Raw genomic sequence first — 13,754 nt, forward strand, 5'->3', positions numbered from 1 at the left:
GGGCCCCATCAAACCCAGTGGCCTGCGTTTGGGAGGCTCCTAGCGCCTTGTCAGTTCAACCTGTGAGCCCCGCGCTTCCTCCTTGCTCCGAGGAGCGTCCCCAAACCAGCGAGGGTAGGCGCCGACGCGAGGTAGGCGAGCGACTGGTCGTTACCGGTTGAAGCCAGTCCTAGAGCCATTGGCAACCCCGCGTCAAAGTGGGCAACAGTGTGCTTGACGCAGCCAGGGAACGCGTCATCAGGAACCGCATTATCAGGGACTTCTAATCATTCATTCTTTGCAGTATTGGTGCCCTTGAACTCGTTGACCGCATGAACTTGGAAACACCCGCGTCCTTCGTAACCACGTACACGGCAATCTCTGGTTCAGGAATGTGCAGACGGTCAGGATCAGTTGCGCTTCACTTACCCGAGTAGTAAGTCGCCGTGTTGAATGTGTCGCACTCAGGTCCGTGACTATTACTATGTCGAGGTCAAGCATGTCCGCGAAGTCACATCTTCGAGGCAGAGCACCTTCAACATCTAGCGTGACTTTGAAGGCAATCTTGAACGCATCATTGCCGATCCGTTCGGTATCTCCGCGTCCCTTGTTCCGAAGACGGAGCATCAACTGCACTGTGAACTTATCCGTGGGGGCCACCGCATAGCGGGATGCCCAAGTGACTGTCCAAGATCGTCGGTAATCTTTTCTCCACGTGAAATAGACGCATCGGCAGCTTCCTGCGGGAACAGCCGCACATCCACATGGGTGATTATCAAGAAATCCACAGGCGGCGCGATCAGCATCGCTGCGTGAGTCGGCGGGGCAGTCGACACGACGATGTCAACCTTTGGTGCAGCCCTAATCGAGGACCAAAACAGCCACAAGAAGAGGGGGCCTGCAACGTCGTCATTGCCGAGGGGCCATCACAACTCAGAACTACGTGGCCCCATAGGTACCTGACGCCGCACCCAGTTCGCTGAGGAGCAATGATCTGCTCCTCATTCCTAAACGGTTCTGGACCGAAGTCTCCGTCCGAGCCAGGTTCCATCGCAGCGCCCCAGCAGTTGAGCGAACCGTCCTTGATCTCTTCCAACCACCCACAGGGTATGAGAAACACGCAGAGGTACTCCTACTCCGCACAAACGACGACGAGAAAACGCATCAGAGCGCGAGCCGAGACACGTATCGGGGTTGAGACCGCGATCAGTCCAGAGAAACGGGCGTAACCCCAAATGGTGCGAGGCCAGCGAGGCCCCCATCACTGGCCGTCAAGACGCAAATACCTGACTCCATCACCGCGACAGTGTGCTCCCAATGGGCGGCGATTGAACTGTCGGCAGTGACTACCGTCCAGTCATCATCCAGCACCGTAGTTTCGGGACTACCCAGAGTCACCATTGGCTCAATGGCGAGGCACAGACCTGGTCGTACCCTGGGACCCTTCTCCTTAGTCCAAAAGTTCACGACGTCCGGCGGCTGGTGCATCGAAGTGCCGATGCCATGCCCCACGTAGTCCTCGACGATCCCGTACTCGACACCGTCCTGCTCACCGGAGTCTTCCAACGAGCCCTCGATGGCGAGCCCAATGCCGTTGACATACTTGGCTGAGGCGACGGCGGCAAGACCGGCCCACATGGAACGCTCAGTGGCGGCGTCCAGCGCGCGGACCGCGGTGCTATGCGCCTCCCCTACAAGAAGAGTGATCGCAGAGTCGCCATGCCAGCCGTCAAGGATGGCACCACAGTCAATTGACAGTACGTCGCCGTCCTCTAGGGCACGTGCGCTGGGAATCCCGTGAATTACTTCGTCGTTGACGGACGTACAGATCGAGGCTGGAAAGCCCTCATACCCGAGGAACGACGGAACCGCTCCCCTATCCCGGATCGCGGCCTCAGCGATGCTATTGAGTTCCAAAAGCGAAAGTCCGGGACGCGCAGCATCCCGGACTTCACTCAGAGCTTCTGAAACGACTAGACCGGCCTTCCGCATCAAGCGGATCTGATCCAGGGACTTCATTTCAACGCGTTCGCGTCCAAACATGTCCCGCTCCTAAATATTTCACACTGTAGTGTGTGGTCACTTCTCCAGAGACTCGAGAGCGTCCACGAGGCGTGCGGTGACTTCGTCTACCTCGCCGATGCCATCGACCTCTACAAGAGCCCCACGCTCGGAGTACACAGCAGAGATTGGTGCGGTCTGCTCTGCGTATACCGAAAGTCGGTGACGGATGACTGGTTCAGTGTCATCTGCGCGCCCCTCAATCTCAGCGCGCTTCAACAGGCGCTCCGTAACAACGTCGTTGTCAGCGGTGATCTCGAGAGCACCGTCCAGTGAGACACCAAGGTCCGCAAGGATGGCATCCAGTTCTTCAACCTGGGCGACGTTGCGAGGGTAGCCATCAAGGATGAACCCGAGTTCTGATGGGTCGCCCGAGATCTTGGAAGCCAGCTTGTCGCGCACCATCGCGTTGGTGACCGAGTCTGGAACCAGTTCTCCGCGCGAGGTGTAGTCCTGCGCGAGCTTGCCCAGTTCGGTCTCGCCCTTGATGTTCGCGCGGAAGATATCTCCGGTGGAGATAGCCTCGACGCCGAGGGTCTCGGCAAGACGAGCTGCCTGAGTTCCCTTACCTGCCCCTGGAGGGCCCAACAAAACAATACGTGCGCTCACTTGAGCAACCCTTCGTAGTGACGCTGCTGGAGTTGTGAGTCGATCTGCTTGACCGTCTCAAGACCAACACCAACAATAATGAGGATCGACGTGCCACCGAATGGAATGTTCGTTGAAACACCCATCGCGATAAAGGCAACCGTCGGGATCAACGCGACGAGCGCGAGGTAGATCGAACCGGCGGACGTGATACGAGTGATCACGAAGTTCAGGTAATCGGCCGTTGGACGCCCAGCACGAATACCCGGAATGAATCCGCCATACTTCTTCATGTTGTCCGCGACCTCGTCCGGGTTGAACGTAATCGCAGTGTAGAAGAAGCAGAAGAAGAGAATCAGCAGCACGTACAGCACAAGGTGCAGTGGTGCTGAAGGGTCAGCGATGTGAACCTGAACCCAGCGAACCCAGCCCGCATCAATGTTGGCAAACTGCGCAATCAGCATCGGCACAGAGAGCAGCGAGGAAGCGAAAATGACTGGGATAACACCGGCCATGTTGATCTTGATTGGGATGTACGTGGTCGACCCACCGTAGACCCGACGACCAACCATGCGCTTTGCATACTGAACCGGAATTCGGCGCTGCGACTGCTCGACGAACACGACCAGGGCGATGACAAGGAGAGCCACAAGAACAACCACAACGAACTTGCCTAGGCCGCCGTTGCCCTTTGCGATCGACCACAGTGCGCCTGGGAACGACGCGATGATCGAGATGAAGATGAGCATCGACATACCATTACCGATGCCGCGCTCGGTGATCTGCTCACCAAGCCACATGATCAGGCCCGTACCAGCAGTCATTGTCAGGATGATGAGGACAGAAGTCATGATCGAGTCGTTCGGAATCGGATCACAGTTTGGCAGGAGCTGGCCCGTACGCGCCATGGTTACGTACGTGGTCGCCTGCAGGAGGCCGAGGCCAATCGTCAGGTAACGAGTGTACTGAGTCAACTTCGCGGTACCAGTCTGGCCTTCCTTGTGCAGAGCCTCGAAGTGAGGGATAACCACGCGGAGCAGCTGAATAATGATGCTAGCCGTAATGTACGGCATGATACCGAGCGCAAGGATAGAGAGCTGCAGGAGTGCGCCACCACTAAACAGGTTCACAATTCCCAGCAGGTCGTTGCTCTCGTTGTTAGCAAGACACGCCTGGATGTTCTTATACGAAACACCGGGAGCTGGTACGTGGGAACCGATGCGGTAGAGCACGATGATCCCGATTGTAAACAGCAACTTGCGTCGTAGGTCTGGCGTTCTGAACGCCCGAGCGAATCCGCTAAGCACCTAGTCCTCCTGAACCGCATCCCGCGAGAAGCAGGACCCGGCATAAGCGTTGTGTCGATGATGCGTGAGCGCATTATCGAGGAGAGGCAATACCTCTGATCGGCAATTATGAATCTGTCGGATGGCGAAAGCGCAAGCGTAGCGCCAGTCCGCACTCACTACGCAGCCGTGCGTACTGTGCAAGGCAATTCGCACTCAATCAACAAACCAATAACGAAGTTACTTTATCGGTTCAGGCCAAGATAAAGAAATCCCCGTCCATGCACAGTACCAATAGAAAAGGCGGGGCCGACACCTTGATGGTGTCGGCCCCGCCTAGTCAGGATCAGTTCTCGGAAATCGAGCCGCCCGCCGCGAGGATCTTCTCCTTCGCGGAACCCGAAACTGCGTTAACGGCAACTTCGAGCTTTACGGAAACGTCTCCGGTGCCGAGCACCTTGACTGGCTGTCCCTTACGGACAGCACCCTTAGCTACAAGATCCTCAACCGTTACAGTTCCACCCTGTGGGTAGAGCTCGCCGAGCTTGTCCAGGTTTACAACCTGGAACTCAACGCGGAATGGGTTCTTGAAGCCACGGAGCTTTGGCAAACGCATGTGAAGTGGCATCTGGCCACCTTCAAAGCGCTGTGGAACCTGGTAACGAGCCTTCGTACCCTTGGTACCACGGCCAGCAGTCTTACCCTTGGATGCTTCACCACGACCAACACGGGTCTTGGCAGTCTTAGCACCAGGGGCTGGGCGAAGGTGGTGGAGCTTCAGAGCTGGACCAGCGGTCACTTCCTGAACCTCTTCCTTCTTCGCAGCAGCCTTCTTAGCTGGAGCCTTGGTTGCTGCAGCCTTGGTGGTAGCAGGCTTCTTAGCCGCTGCCTTCTTGGCTGGAGCCTTCTTTTCGGTGGTCTCGGCTACTGCCTCGACGACCTCTTCAGCCTTCTTCTCGGCCATGATCAGTCAACCTCCTCAACTGTGACAAGGTGAGCCACAGTTGCGATCATGCCGCGGAACTCTGGACGGTCTTCCTTGACAGCGGAAGAACCGATGCCCTTGAGACCGAGAGTACGCAGCGTGTCTCGCTGGTTCTGCTTTCCGCCAATAGCGGACTTGACCTGAGTTACCTTGAGATTGGCCATCATGCACCTACCTCTGCTGCCTTAGCTGCGAGGCCCGCAACCTGTGCACGGAGAAGAGCTGCAGGAGCAACATCTTCCAGTGGCAGGCCGCGACGTGCAGCAACTTCAGCTGGCTCTTCGAGTCCACGCAGTGCTGCAACAGTCGCGTGAACGATGTTGATCGCGTTGGAAGAACCCAGCGACTTGGAAAGAACGTCGTGGATACCAGCGCACTCAAGTACTGCACGCACTGGACCACCGGCGATAACACCGGTACCAGGAGCTGCTGGGCGCAGGAACACTACACCAGCTGCAGCTTCACCCTGGATTGGGTGAGGGATGGTTCCCTGGATGCGTGGAACGCGGAAGAAGTTCTTCTTCGCTTCCTCAACACCCTTGGCAATAGCCGCAGGAACTTCCTTCGCCTTACCGTAGCCAACGCCAACGGTGCCGTCGCCGTCTCCAACCACAACAAGTGCGGTGAAGGAGAAACGACGTCCACCCTTAACGACCTTAGCTACACGGTTGATGGTGACAACACGCTCTACGAAAGCGCTCTTCTCAGCTGCGTCACCACGACGACCGCCTTCACCGCGTCCGCGGCCATTACGGCGATCGTTCTGCTCGTTGGCGCCACCCGTGGGTGCGCCAGTGTTGCGCTGCCCTGCAGCCATCAGAGTGTCCTTTGCTTCGAAACGGAAGTGGTAATCACAGTGACAGACCACCTTCGCGGGCGCCATCTGCAACTGCAGCCACTCGGCCGTGGTACTGGTTTCCACCGCGGTCGAAAACGACTGCGTCAATGCCTGCTGCCTTCGCGCGCTCAGCGATAAGCTCGCCAACCTTGCGGGACTTTGCAGACTTGTCTCCATCGAAGGCACGAAGATCGGCCTCGAGGGTGGAAGCAGATACCAGAGTCTTACCGACGGTGTCGTCGATAACCTGAGCTACCATGTGACGCGACGAGCGCGTTACAACCAGGCGTGGACGCGCAGCGTTGCCACGGATCTTCTTGCGAAGACGAATGTGACGGCGCTTGCGAGAAACAGCCTTGCTCTTGCTGAAATCTTTGCTAGCCATTTGTTACTTACCAGCCTTTCCAGCCTTGCGGCGGACGATCTCGCCAGCGTAGCGGACACCCTTACCCTTGTAAGGCTCTGGCTTACGAATCTTGCGAATGTTCGCAGCGACTTCGCCGACCTGCTGCTTGTCGATGCCCGAAACCGAGAACTTGGTTGGGCCCTCAACAGCGAAGGTGATGCCTTCAGGTGCGGAGATGATCACTGGGTGGGAGAAACCAAGAGCGAACTCGAGGTCCGAACCCTTCGCGGCAACACGGTAACCGGTACCTACGATTTCAAGCTTCTTCTCATAGCCCTGGGTAACACCGATGACGATGTTGGAGAGCAGCGTGCGGGTCAGGCCGTGCAGTGCACGGGACTCGCGTTCGTCGTTCGGACGGGAGACGACGATGGAGCCATCTTCCTCGCGAGCGACCTCAATTGGAGCAGGCACAACGTGCTCAAGCGTGCCCTTGGCACCCTTGATCGTTACGAGTGCACCGCTAATCGTTACATCCACACCAGCCGGGACCGGAATAGGAAGCTTACCGATACGTGACATTTGTATCTCTATCCTTTCCGATTACCAGACGTAGGCGAGGACTTCCCCACCCACGCCCTTCTGTGCTGCCTGCTTGCCGGTCAGAAGACCTGAGGAGGTGGACAAAATTGCCACTCCGAGGCCGCCGCGAACCTTTGGCAGGTTAGTGGACTTTGCATATACACGCAGACCTGGCTTGGACACGCGGGTTACGCCAGCGAGGGCGCGTTCGCGGTTTGGGCCAAACTTGAGCTCGAGTACGAGGTTCTTGCCAACAGGGGCGTCCTCGACGGTCCATCCCTTGATGTAACCCTCGGCCTTCAGAATGTCTGCAATGTTCGACTTCAGCTTCGAAGACGGCATGGTTACCGTCTCGTGGTAAGCCGAGTTCGCGTTACGCAGACGCGTGAGCATATCTGCGATCGGGTCGGTCATTGTCATTGGGCTCTTGCCCTTCCTCGTCGGGGTATCCAGTTAGTTTGCTGTTAAGCTCCCGCTGGACCTACGACGTAGTTGTTACCAGCTGCTCTTCGTGACGCCGGGAAGCTCACCGCGGTGTGCCATCTCGCGAAGGCATACACGGCAGAGTCCGAACTTGCGGTACACAGAGTGCGGACGACCGCACTTCTGGCACCGGGTGTAGGCGCGAACCGCGAACTTAGGCTTTGCGGCTGCCTTGTTGATAAGGGCCTTCTTCGCCATATCAGTTCTCCTTGAAAGGGAAGCCGATGTGCTTGAGAAGCGCGCGGCCCTCGTCATCGGTCTTTGCGGTGGTCACAACAGTGATGTCCATGCCGCGCTGGCGGTCGATCGAGTCTGGGTCGATCTCGTGGAACATCGATTGCTCGGTCAGACCGAACGTGTAGTTTCCGTTGCCGTCGAACTGCTTCGGGGAGAGACCACGGAAGTCACGGATACGTGGGAGAGCGATCGACGTCAGTCGGTCGAGGAACTCCCACATGCGGTCGCCACGGAGCGTAACGTGGGCACCAATTGGCATTCCCTCGCGGAGCTTGAACTGTGCGATCGACTTGCGTGCCTTCGTTACCTGTGGCTTCTGACCGGTGATCAGAGTCAGGTCGCGGATTGCGCCTTCGATGAGCTTCGAGTCCTTAGCAGCGTCACCGACACCCATGTTGACGACGACCTTTACGAGGCCACCAACCTGGTTGACGTTCTGGTGCTTGAACTCTTCGAGGAGAGCAGTACGAATTTCTTCGTTGTAGCGTGCCTTAAGGCGTGGCTGAGTCATCAGACGTCCCTCTCTGCCTCGCCGTGACCGCGGGCTACGCGAACGCGTGCAACACGGGTACGGCCATCGCGCTCGACCTCTTCGAGGCGAGCACCAAGACGCTTGCCGCGCTTAGCCTCTGCATCGTAGAACTGCACGTTCGAAATGTGAATTGGGGCTTCGACAGTCTCGATGCCGCCGGTACGGGTACCGCGCGCGGTCTGACCAGGCTTAACGTGCTTGGTCACACGGCCGATGCCCTCAACGATGACACGGTCGCGGTCCTTGAGAACCTCAAGTACGCGTCCCTTTTCACCCTTGTTCTTACCAGCGATGACAACTACCATGTCACCCTTTTTGATGTTCGCCATGTCAGATCACCTCCGGAGCAAGCGAGATGATCTTCATGAAACGCTTGTCACGCAGCTCGCGGCCGACTGGGCCGAAGATGCGGGTTCCACGAGGCTCACCATCGTTCTTGAGAATCACAGCTGCGTTCTCATCGAACTTGATGTAGGAACCGTCTGGACGACGACGTTCCTTGGCTGTGCGGACGATAACGGCCTTAACCACATCGCCCTTCTTAACGTTCCCGCCAGGGATTGCATCCTTGACGGTTGCGACAATGGTGTCGCCGATTCCGGCGTAGCGACGGCCCGAGCCACCGAGAACACGGATGCAGAGGATTTCCTTTGCACCGGTGTTGTCAGCAACGCGAAGTCGCGACTCCTGCTGGATCATGTAATGAACTCCTGTCGTCGAGCTGGTTCTCGTCTGTTAACGAGCCTTGCCGAACGGATATTTTTCAACCAAAGCAACTTTAAGACACCCCTATGGGGCGGACCGAATATTCGATCCGCCCCTAGGGACGAAACAAGTTACTTGGCCTTCTCGAGGATCTCCACCAGGCGCCACCGCTTAGTAGCGGACAGCGGGCGGGTCTCCATGATGAGGACGAGGTCGCCGGCTCCAGCAGTGTTCAGCTCATCGTGAGCCTTGACCTTGCTAGTCCTACGCATAACCTTACCGTAAAGCGGGTGCTTTACGCGATCCTCGACCTCGACAACGATGGTCTTGTCCATCTTGTCGCTCACAACGTACCCACGACGCGTCTTGCGCTGAGGGCGTTCCGCGATTAGTTTCTCGCTCATTTAAGCCTCACTCGCTAACGCTTGGTGCAGTACGAATGCCGAGCTCACGCTCACGAAGGATCGTGTAGATCCTTGCGATGTCGCGACGAACGGCCTTGAGTCGTCCGTGCGTCTCGAGCTGACCAGAGGCAGCCTGGAAACGCAGGTTGAAGAGTTCCTTCTTTGCCTTCTCAACTTCAGCAACAAGAGCTGCGTCGTCGAGCAGGTCCAACTCCTTGGCTTCTAGACCCTTAGTTCCTACAGCCATCAGTTAGCACCTCCTTCGCGTACCACGAAACGGCACTTCATTGGGAGCTTGTGCATCGCGCGGCGCATTGCCTCGCGTGCAAGTGGCTCTGGAACTCCAGCCAGTTCGAAAATGATACGACCTGGCTTGACGTTGGCAATCCACCATTCAGGAGAACCCTTACCGGAACCCATACGGGTTTCGGCTGGCTTCTTGGTCAGTGGACGGTCTGGATAGATGTTGATCCAGACCTTACCGCCACGCTTGATGTGACGGGTCATAGCAATACGTGCAGCTTCAATCTGGCGGTTGGTGACGTAGGCAGGGGTCAGTGCCTGGATGCCGTAGTCACCAAAAGTAACCTCGTTGCCGCCCTTGGAAGCGCCAGTGCGCGAAGGGTGGTGCTGCTTACGGTGCTTGAGCCTGCGCGGGATAAGCATTACGCTCAGGCCTCCGTTCCGGTCTCAGCGGCTGCTGGAGCAGCCTCAGGTGCTGCTGCTTCTGGAGCAGCTGCCTTACGGTCGTTGTTACGACGGCCACCGCGTGAAGGACGGTCGGTACGGCCGCGACCGGCACGAGGTGCCTGGGTTGCCTGCTGTGCCGCGAATTCCTTCTCGGTCATGTCGCCCTTGTAGATCCACACCTTTACACCGATGCGACCGAACGTGGTACGAGCTTCGTAGAAGCCGTAGTCGATGTTCGCACGGAGCGTGTGAAGTGGAACGCGACCCTCGCGGTAGAACTCGGAACGGCTCATTTCTGCGCCACCGAGACGACCAGCACACTGGACACGGATGCCCTTTGCACCGGCGCGAAGCGCGGACTGCATGCCCTTGCGCATCGCACGACGGAACGAAACACGCGATGCGAGCTGCTCAGCAATACCCTGAGCAACGAGCTGCGCCTCGATCTCGGCGTTCTTGACCTCGAGGATGTTCAGCTGAACCTGCTTGCCGGTGAGCTTCTCGAGCTCGCCGCGAATGCGGTCAGCCTCTGCACCACGGCGACCGATAACGATGCCGGGACGTGCAGTGTGAATGTCGACGCGAACGCGGTCACGCGTACGCTCGATTTCGACCTTTGCGATACCGGCGCGCTCAAGGCCTTCGCTCATGAGCTTGCGGATTGCTACGTCCTCGCGAACGTAGTCACGGTAACGCTGGCCAGGCTTGGTGCTGTCGGCAAACCAACGCGACCGGTGGTCGGTGGTGATACCGAGACGGTACCCGTGCGGGCGAATCTTCTGTCCCACTATCGGGCCCCTTCCTTGTCGTCAACCGGAGCGACAACCACGGTGATGTGGCTGGTCCGCTTGAGGATCTGGCTTGCACGACCCTGGGCACGTGGGCGGAAACGCTTAAGCGTTGGTCCCTCGTCCACAAGCGCAGTCTTGATGACGAGGTTGTTCTCGTCAAAAGCTACGTTGTCACGGTCGGCGATTACCCGTGCGTTTGCGATCGCGCTCTGCACGACCTTCAGTACTGGCTCGCTCGCTGCCTGAGGAGCGAACTTGAGTACTGCAACGGCCTCAGTGGCCTGCTTGCCACGGATAAGATCCACGACGCGACGGGCCTTCTGGGGCGTGACGCGGATGAACCGCGCCTTCGCCATGGCTTCCATTGCTGTCCTGCCTTCTTGGTTCGTCATGACCTGAAGGGGTTATCGCAACTGACCCGGGGGTCAGCGACGACGACCCTTCTTGTCGTCTTTCACGTGGCCGCGGAATGTCCGCGTTGGTGCAAACTCACCGAGCTTGTGTCCAACCATGGACTCGGTTACGAACACAGGAGTGTGCTTGCGACCGTCGTGCACGGCAAAGGTGTGACCCAGGAAGTCGGGGGTGATTACCGACCGACGGGACCAGGTCTTAATTACGTTCTGGGTGCCTGCTTCGTTCTGGGCATCTACCTTCTTCTGAAGGTGGCCATCAACGAAAGGACCCTTCTTCAAGCTACGTGGCATGTCTAAAGGCTCCTATCAGCGCTTCTTGCCGGTGCGGCGACGACGAACAATAAGCTTGTCGCTTGGCTTGTTCGGACGACGGGTACGGCCTTCCGGCTGACCCCAAGGTGAGACTGGGTGGCGACCACCGGAAGTCTTACCCTCACCACCACCGTGTGGGTGGTCGATTGGGTTCATTGCAACACCGCGGACGGTTGGGCGAACGCCCTTCCAACGCATACGGCCGGCCTTACCCCAGTTGATGTTGGACTGCTCTGCGTTACCAACTTCACCTACGGTTGCACGGCAGCGAGCGTCAACGTTGCGGATTTCGCCGGATGGCATACGCAGCTGGGCGTATGGGCCATCCTTTGCAACGAGCTGAACCGAGACACCAGCGGAACGCGCGATCTTTGCGCCGCCACCTGGGCGAAGCTCGATTGCGTGAATCACGGTACCGGTTGGGATGTTGCGGAGAGGCAGGTTGTTACCTGGCTTGATGTCGGCGTTTGGGCCGTTCTCCACAAAGTCACCCTGCTTCAGCTTCTCTGGAGCAATGATGTAACGCTTTTCGCCATCTGCGTAGTGCAGAAGGGCAATGCGGGCGGTACGGTTTGGGTCGTACTCAATGTGAGCGACCTTTGCCGGTACGCCGTCCTTGTCGTGACGACGGAAGTCGATGACACGGTAAGCGCGCTTGTGGCCACCACCCTTGTGACGGGTAGTGATGCGTCCGGAGTTGTTACGTCCACCAGTCTTGGTCAGTGGACGAACGAGGGACTTCTCCGGCTCCGAGCGCGTGATCTCGACGAAGTCGGCTACGCTCGAACCGCGGCGGCCCGGCGTCGTCGGCTTGTACTTACGGATTCCCATGGGGATCTATCCTAATCTGCTCTCGAACGGCTTCAGCTAGCTGCTCCACCGAACACGTCGATCTGGTAGCCCTCTTGGAGAGTTACGATCGCGCGCTTGGTGTTCTTGCGCTTGCCGATGCCGAAACGGGTCCGACGGGTCTTGCCCTGACGGTTGATGGTGTTGACGGATGCAACCTTGACCTCGAATGCGCGCTCGATGGCGATCTTGATCTCGGTCTTGTTCGAACGTGGGTCAACGAGGAAGGTGTACTTACCCTCTTCGAAACCTACGTAGGCCTTCTCCGTGAGGACTGGCGCAACGATAACGTCGCGTGGGTCCTTCTGTACCTGAGTCACTTTGCGGTCTCCTTGTCGAGCTCGGCCGACTTGTTGCCACCGAGGAACGCTGCAAGCGCACCTTCAGTGAAAACCACGTCATCGGAGACAAGCACGTCGTAGGTGTTGAGCTGGTCAGCCGTAATCAGGTGAACCGACTCAACGTTGCGCAGGGACTTGATGGTTACATCGTCGCCGCGCTCGTGGACCACGAGAACATGCTTGACGTCACCGAAGATGGCCTTGCTCAGGGAGAGCGTACGAAGTGCGGTGAGCGCCTGCTTGGTCGAAGGAACACCCTCAACGCCGAAGCCGGAAATAACGTGTACGCGGTTAGCGCGTGCGCGGTCCGACAGGGCGCCGCGGAGAGCAGCTGCCTTCATCTTCTTTGGGGTGCGCTGCGAGTAGTCGCGTGGCTGTGGACCGTGTACGGTTCCACCACCAGCGAACTGAGGCGCACGGGTCGAACCCTGACGGGCACGGCCGGTTCCCTTTTGCTTGTAAGGCTTACGTCCACCACCGCGAACGTCCGCGCGAGTCTTGGTCGCGTGGGTTCCTTGGCGCGCAGCTGCACGCTGTGCAACGACGACCTGGTGGATGAGTGGGACGTTTACCTGCACGTCAAAAACTTCACCAGGAAGTTCAGTCGTGCCAGTCTTCTTTCCAGTTGCGTCAACTACGGCAACAGTAAGGGTCTCTGCCATTTGTTTCACGCTCCCTTAACTGCGCTACGCACGAGTACAACGCCGCCCTTAGGACCTGGAACCGCACCCTTTACGAGTACGTAGCCCTTCTCAGCGTTGACTGCGTGGACGGTCAGGTTCTGGGTGGTCTGGCGGTCTCCGCCCATACGACCAGCCATACGCAGGCCCTTGAATACGCGCGATGGAGTCGAAGCTCCACCGATCGAACCAGGCTTGCGGTGGTTACGGTGTGCACCGTGGGAAGCGGATGCGCCGTGGAAGCCGTGACGCTTCATAACACCGGCAAATCCCTTACCGCGAGTGGTACCGACTACGTCGACCTTAACTCCGGCCTCAAATACGTCTACGGTCAGTTCCTGACCGAGCGAGTATTCGGATGCATCAGAAGTGCGGATCTCGGTTACGTGGCGACGTGGGGTCACGCCTGCCTTCTCAAAGTGCCCCTTGAGCGGCTTGGTCACCTTGCGTGGGTCGATCTGGCCGGTTGCAACCTGTACAGCTGCGTAGCCATCGACGTCTGCGGTGCGGACCTGGGTGACAACGTTGGTCTCAACTGCAACAACAGTTACTGGAACCAGCTTGCCGTCCTCGTCCCAAACCTGGGTCATTCCGAGCTTCGTACCGAGAATCGCCTTTACTGGCTTCTCGTTCTGCTGGGTAGTCATTA

The 13,754-nt window shown here is 58.0% G+C and carries 23 protein-coding genes; all 23 read right to left on the reverse strand.

Annotation, left to right across the window (positions count from 1 at the left end; genetic code table 11):
• Positions 1–1,185: 1,185 nt before the first annotated feature.
• Entirely contained in the window at positions 1,186–2,022 is an 837-nt protein-coding gene (map, locus tag HGSM_RS00335; protein WP_019146750.1) for a type I methionyl aminopeptidase, read from the reverse strand.
• Positions 2,023–2,058: 36 nt separating this feature from the next.
• Positions 2,059–2,649, reverse strand: a complete 591-nt coding sequence (locus HGSM_RS00340; RefSeq protein WP_019146751.1) for an adenylate kinase — start codon at positions 2,647–2,649, stop codon at positions 2,059–2,061.
• Complete coding sequence (gene secY, locus HGSM_RS00345; RefSeq protein WP_019146752.1) at positions 2,646–3,935, reverse strand: preprotein translocase subunit SecY; 1,290 nt, start codon at positions 3,933–3,935, stop codon at positions 2,646–2,648. The genes HGSM_RS00340 and secY overlap by 4 nt, the downstream gene beginning before the upstream one ends.
• Positions 3,936–4,260: 325 nt before the next feature.
• Complete coding sequence (rplO, locus tag HGSM_RS00350) at positions 4,261–4,878, reverse strand: 50S ribosomal protein L15 (protein WP_019146753.1); 618 nt, start codon at positions 4,876–4,878, stop codon at positions 4,261–4,263.
• A gap of 2 nt (positions 4,879–4,880) precedes the next feature.
• Positions 4,881–5,063: a 50S ribosomal protein L30 gene (rpmD, locus tag HGSM_RS00355; protein WP_019146754.1), complete on the reverse strand. Its 183-nt coding sequence runs from the start codon at positions 5,061–5,063 to the stop codon at positions 4,881–4,883.
• A complete protein-coding gene (gene rpsE / locus HGSM_RS00360) occupies positions 5,063–5,716 on the reverse strand; it encodes a 30S ribosomal protein S5 (RefSeq protein ID WP_019146755.1) in 654 nt (217 codons plus the stop codon). Before rpsE ends, rpmD begins: the two co-directional genes overlap by 1 nt.
• Before the next feature lie 34 nt (positions 5,717–5,750).
• Positions 5,751–6,122 carry a 50S ribosomal protein L18 gene (rplR, locus tag HGSM_RS00365; protein ID WP_019146756.1) on the reverse strand — a complete coding sequence of 124 codons (372 nt, stop codon included), beginning with the start codon at positions 6,120–6,122 and terminating at the stop codon, positions 5,751–5,753.
• A gap of 3 nt (positions 6,123–6,125) precedes the next feature.
• Positions 6,126–6,665: a 50S ribosomal protein L6 gene (gene rplF, locus HGSM_RS00370; RefSeq protein WP_019146757.1), complete on the reverse strand. Its 540-nt coding sequence runs from the start codon at positions 6,663–6,665 to the stop codon at positions 6,126–6,128.
• A 21-nt stretch (positions 6,666–6,686) separates the two neighbouring features.
• Complete coding sequence (gene rpsH, locus HGSM_RS00375) at positions 6,687–7,085, reverse strand: 30S ribosomal protein S8 (protein WP_040594199.1); 399 nt, start codon at positions 7,083–7,085, stop codon at positions 6,687–6,689.
• A 75-nt stretch (positions 7,086–7,160) separates the two neighbouring features.
• Entirely contained in the window at positions 7,161–7,346 is a 186-nt protein-coding gene (locus HGSM_RS00380) for a type Z 30S ribosomal protein S14 (protein WP_019146759.1), read from the reverse strand.
• Between the two features lies 1 nt (position 7,347).
• A complete protein-coding gene (rplE, locus tag HGSM_RS00385; protein ID WP_019146760.1) occupies positions 7,348–7,896 on the reverse strand; it encodes a 50S ribosomal protein L5 in 549 nt (182 codons plus the stop codon).
• Positions 7,896–8,246, reverse strand: a complete 351-nt coding sequence (gene rplX, locus HGSM_RS00390; protein WP_019146761.1) for a 50S ribosomal protein L24 — start codon at positions 8,244–8,246, stop codon at positions 7,896–7,898. The genes rplE and rplX overlap by 1 nt, the downstream gene beginning before the upstream one ends.
• Position 8,247: 1 nt before the next feature.
• Positions 8,248–8,616: a 50S ribosomal protein L14 gene (gene rplN, locus HGSM_RS00395; protein ID WP_019146762.1), complete on the reverse strand. Its 369-nt coding sequence runs from the start codon at positions 8,614–8,616 to the stop codon at positions 8,248–8,250.
• Between the two features lie 137 nt (positions 8,617–8,753).
• Positions 8,754–9,026, reverse strand: coding sequence for a 30S ribosomal protein S17 (gene rpsQ / locus HGSM_RS00400; protein ID WP_019146763.1), 273 nt, complete (start codon positions 9,024–9,026; stop codon positions 8,754–8,756).
• A gap of 7 nt (positions 9,027–9,033) precedes the next feature.
• On the reverse strand, positions 9,034–9,273 hold the full coding sequence (rpmC, locus tag HGSM_RS00405; RefSeq protein WP_019146764.1) for a 50S ribosomal protein L29: 240 nt from the start codon (positions 9,271–9,273) through the stop codon (positions 9,034–9,036).
• Positions 9,273–9,692, reverse strand: coding sequence for a 50S ribosomal protein L16 (gene rplP / locus HGSM_RS00410; RefSeq protein ID WP_019146765.1), 420 nt, complete (start codon positions 9,690–9,692; stop codon positions 9,273–9,275). The genes rpmC and rplP overlap by 1 nt, the downstream gene beginning before the upstream one ends.
• A gap of 5 nt (positions 9,693–9,697) precedes the next feature.
• Positions 9,698–10,504, reverse strand: a complete 807-nt coding sequence (rpsC, locus tag HGSM_RS00415; protein ID WP_019146766.1) for a 30S ribosomal protein S3 — start codon at positions 10,502–10,504, stop codon at positions 9,698–9,700.
• The gene (gene rplV / locus HGSM_RS00420; RefSeq protein WP_019146767.1) at positions 10,504–10,872 is read right to left on the reverse strand and encodes a 50S ribosomal protein L22; all 369 of its coding nucleotides are present in this window, start codon (positions 10,870–10,872) and stop codon (positions 10,504–10,506) included. The genes rpsC and rplV overlap by 1 nt, the downstream gene beginning before the upstream one ends.
• 60 nt (positions 10,873–10,932) lie before the next feature.
• Positions 10,933–11,214: a 30S ribosomal protein S19 gene (gene rpsS, locus HGSM_RS00425; protein WP_019146768.1), complete on the reverse strand. Its 282-nt coding sequence runs from the start codon at positions 11,212–11,214 to the stop codon at positions 10,933–10,935.
• Between the two features lie 15 nt (positions 11,215–11,229).
• A complete protein-coding gene (gene rplB, locus HGSM_RS00430) occupies positions 11,230–12,066 on the reverse strand; it encodes a 50S ribosomal protein L2 (RefSeq protein ID WP_019146769.1) in 837 nt (278 codons plus the stop codon).
• 32 nt (positions 12,067–12,098) lie between these two features.
• Positions 12,099–12,404 carry a 50S ribosomal protein L23 gene (gene rplW, locus HGSM_RS00435; RefSeq protein ID WP_019146770.1) on the reverse strand — a complete coding sequence of 102 codons (306 nt, stop codon included), beginning with the start codon at positions 12,402–12,404 and terminating at the stop codon, positions 12,099–12,101.
• Positions 12,401–13,087 carry a 50S ribosomal protein L4 gene (gene rplD, locus HGSM_RS00440; protein ID WP_019146771.1) on the reverse strand — a complete coding sequence of 229 codons (687 nt, stop codon included), beginning with the start codon at positions 13,085–13,087 and terminating at the stop codon, positions 12,401–12,403. The genes rplW and rplD overlap by 4 nt, the downstream gene beginning before the upstream one ends.
• Positions 13,088–13,092: 5 nt before the next feature.
• Complete coding sequence (gene rplC, locus HGSM_RS00445; RefSeq protein WP_019146772.1) at positions 13,093–13,752, reverse strand: 50S ribosomal protein L3; 660 nt, start codon at positions 13,750–13,752, stop codon at positions 13,093–13,095.
• Between the last annotated feature and the right edge of the window lie 2 nt (positions 13,753–13,754).

The sequence above is a fragment of the Timonella senegalensis JC301 genome, from assembly GCF_000312125.1.
Classification (GTDB): Bacteria; Actinomycetota; Actinomycetes; order Actinomycetales; family Cellulomonadaceae; genus Timonella; species Timonella senegalensis.

What these genes read in the sequence shown, in the direction of transcription:
- rpmC (WP_019146764.1), bottom strand. Translation starts at nt 9,273, where the DNA reads ATGGCTGTAGGAACTAAGGGTCTAGAAGCCAAGGAGTTGGACCTGCTC.
- rpsS (WP_019146768.1), bottom strand. Translation starts at nt 11,214, where the DNA reads ATGCCACGTAGCTTGAAGAAGGGTCCTTTCGTTGATGGCCACCTTCAG.
- rplE (WP_019146760.1), bottom strand. Translation starts at nt 7,896, where the DNA reads ATGACTCAGCCACGCCTTAAGGCACGCTACAACGAAGAAATTCGTACT.
- HGSM_RS00380 (WP_019146759.1), bottom strand. Translation starts at nt 7,346, where the DNA reads ATGGCGAAGAAGGCCCTTATCAACAAGGCAGCCGCAAAGCCTAAGTTC.
- rplX (WP_019146761.1), bottom strand. Translation starts at nt 8,246, where the DNA reads ATGGCGAACATCAAAAAGGGTGACATGGTAGTTGTCATCGCTGGTAAG.
- rpsH (WP_040594199.1), bottom strand. Translation starts at nt 7,085, where the DNA reads ATGACAATGACCGACCCGATCGCAGATATGCTCACGCGTCTGCGTAAC.
- rplB (WP_019146769.1), bottom strand. Translation starts at nt 12,066, where the DNA reads ATGGGAATCCGTAAGTACAAGCCGACGACGCCGGGCCGCCGCGGTTCG.
- rpsE (WP_019146755.1), bottom strand. Translation starts at nt 5,716, where the DNA reads ATGGCTGCAGGGCAGCGCAACACTGGCGCACCCACGGGTGGCGCCAAC.
- rplC (WP_019146772.1), bottom strand. Translation starts at nt 13,752, where the DNA reads ATGACTACCCAGCAGAACGAGAAGCCAGTAAAGGCGATTCTCGGTACG.
- rplD (WP_019146771.1), bottom strand. Translation starts at nt 13,087, where the DNA reads ATGGCAGAGACCCTTACTGTTGCCGTAGTTGACGCAACTGGAAAGAAG.
- rplN (WP_019146762.1), bottom strand. Translation starts at nt 8,616, where the DNA reads ATGATCCAGCAGGAGTCGCGACTTCGCGTTGCTGACAACACCGGTGCA.
- rplV (WP_019146767.1), bottom strand. Translation starts at nt 10,872, where the DNA reads ATGGAAGCCATGGCGAAGGCGCGGTTCATCCGCGTCACGCCCCAGAAG.
- rpsQ (WP_019146763.1), bottom strand. Translation starts at nt 9,026, where the DNA reads ATGAGCGAGAAACTAATCGCGGAACGCCCTCAGCGCAAGACGCGTCGT.
- rpmD (WP_019146754.1), bottom strand. Translation starts at nt 5,063, where the DNA reads ATGGCCAATCTCAAGGTAACTCAGGTCAAGTCCGCTATTGGCGGAAAG.
- rplF (WP_019146757.1), bottom strand. Translation starts at nt 6,665, where the DNA reads ATGTCACGTATCGGTAAGCTTCCTATTCCGGTCCCGGCTGGTGTGGAT.
- rplP (WP_019146765.1), bottom strand. Translation starts at nt 9,692, where the DNA reads ATGCTTATCCCGCGCAGGCTCAAGCACCGTAAGCAGCACCACCCTTCG.
- rplR (WP_019146756.1), bottom strand. Translation starts at nt 6,122, where the DNA reads ATGGCTAGCAAAGATTTCAGCAAGAGCAAGGCTGTTTCTCGCAAGCGC.
- rplO (WP_019146753.1), bottom strand. Translation starts at nt 4,878, where the DNA reads ATGGCCGAGAAGAAGGCTGAAGAGGTCGTCGAGGCAGTAGCCGAGACC.
- map (WP_019146750.1), bottom strand. Translation starts at nt 2,022, where the DNA reads ATGTTTGGACGCGAACGCGTTGAAATGAAGTCCCTGGATCAGATCCGC.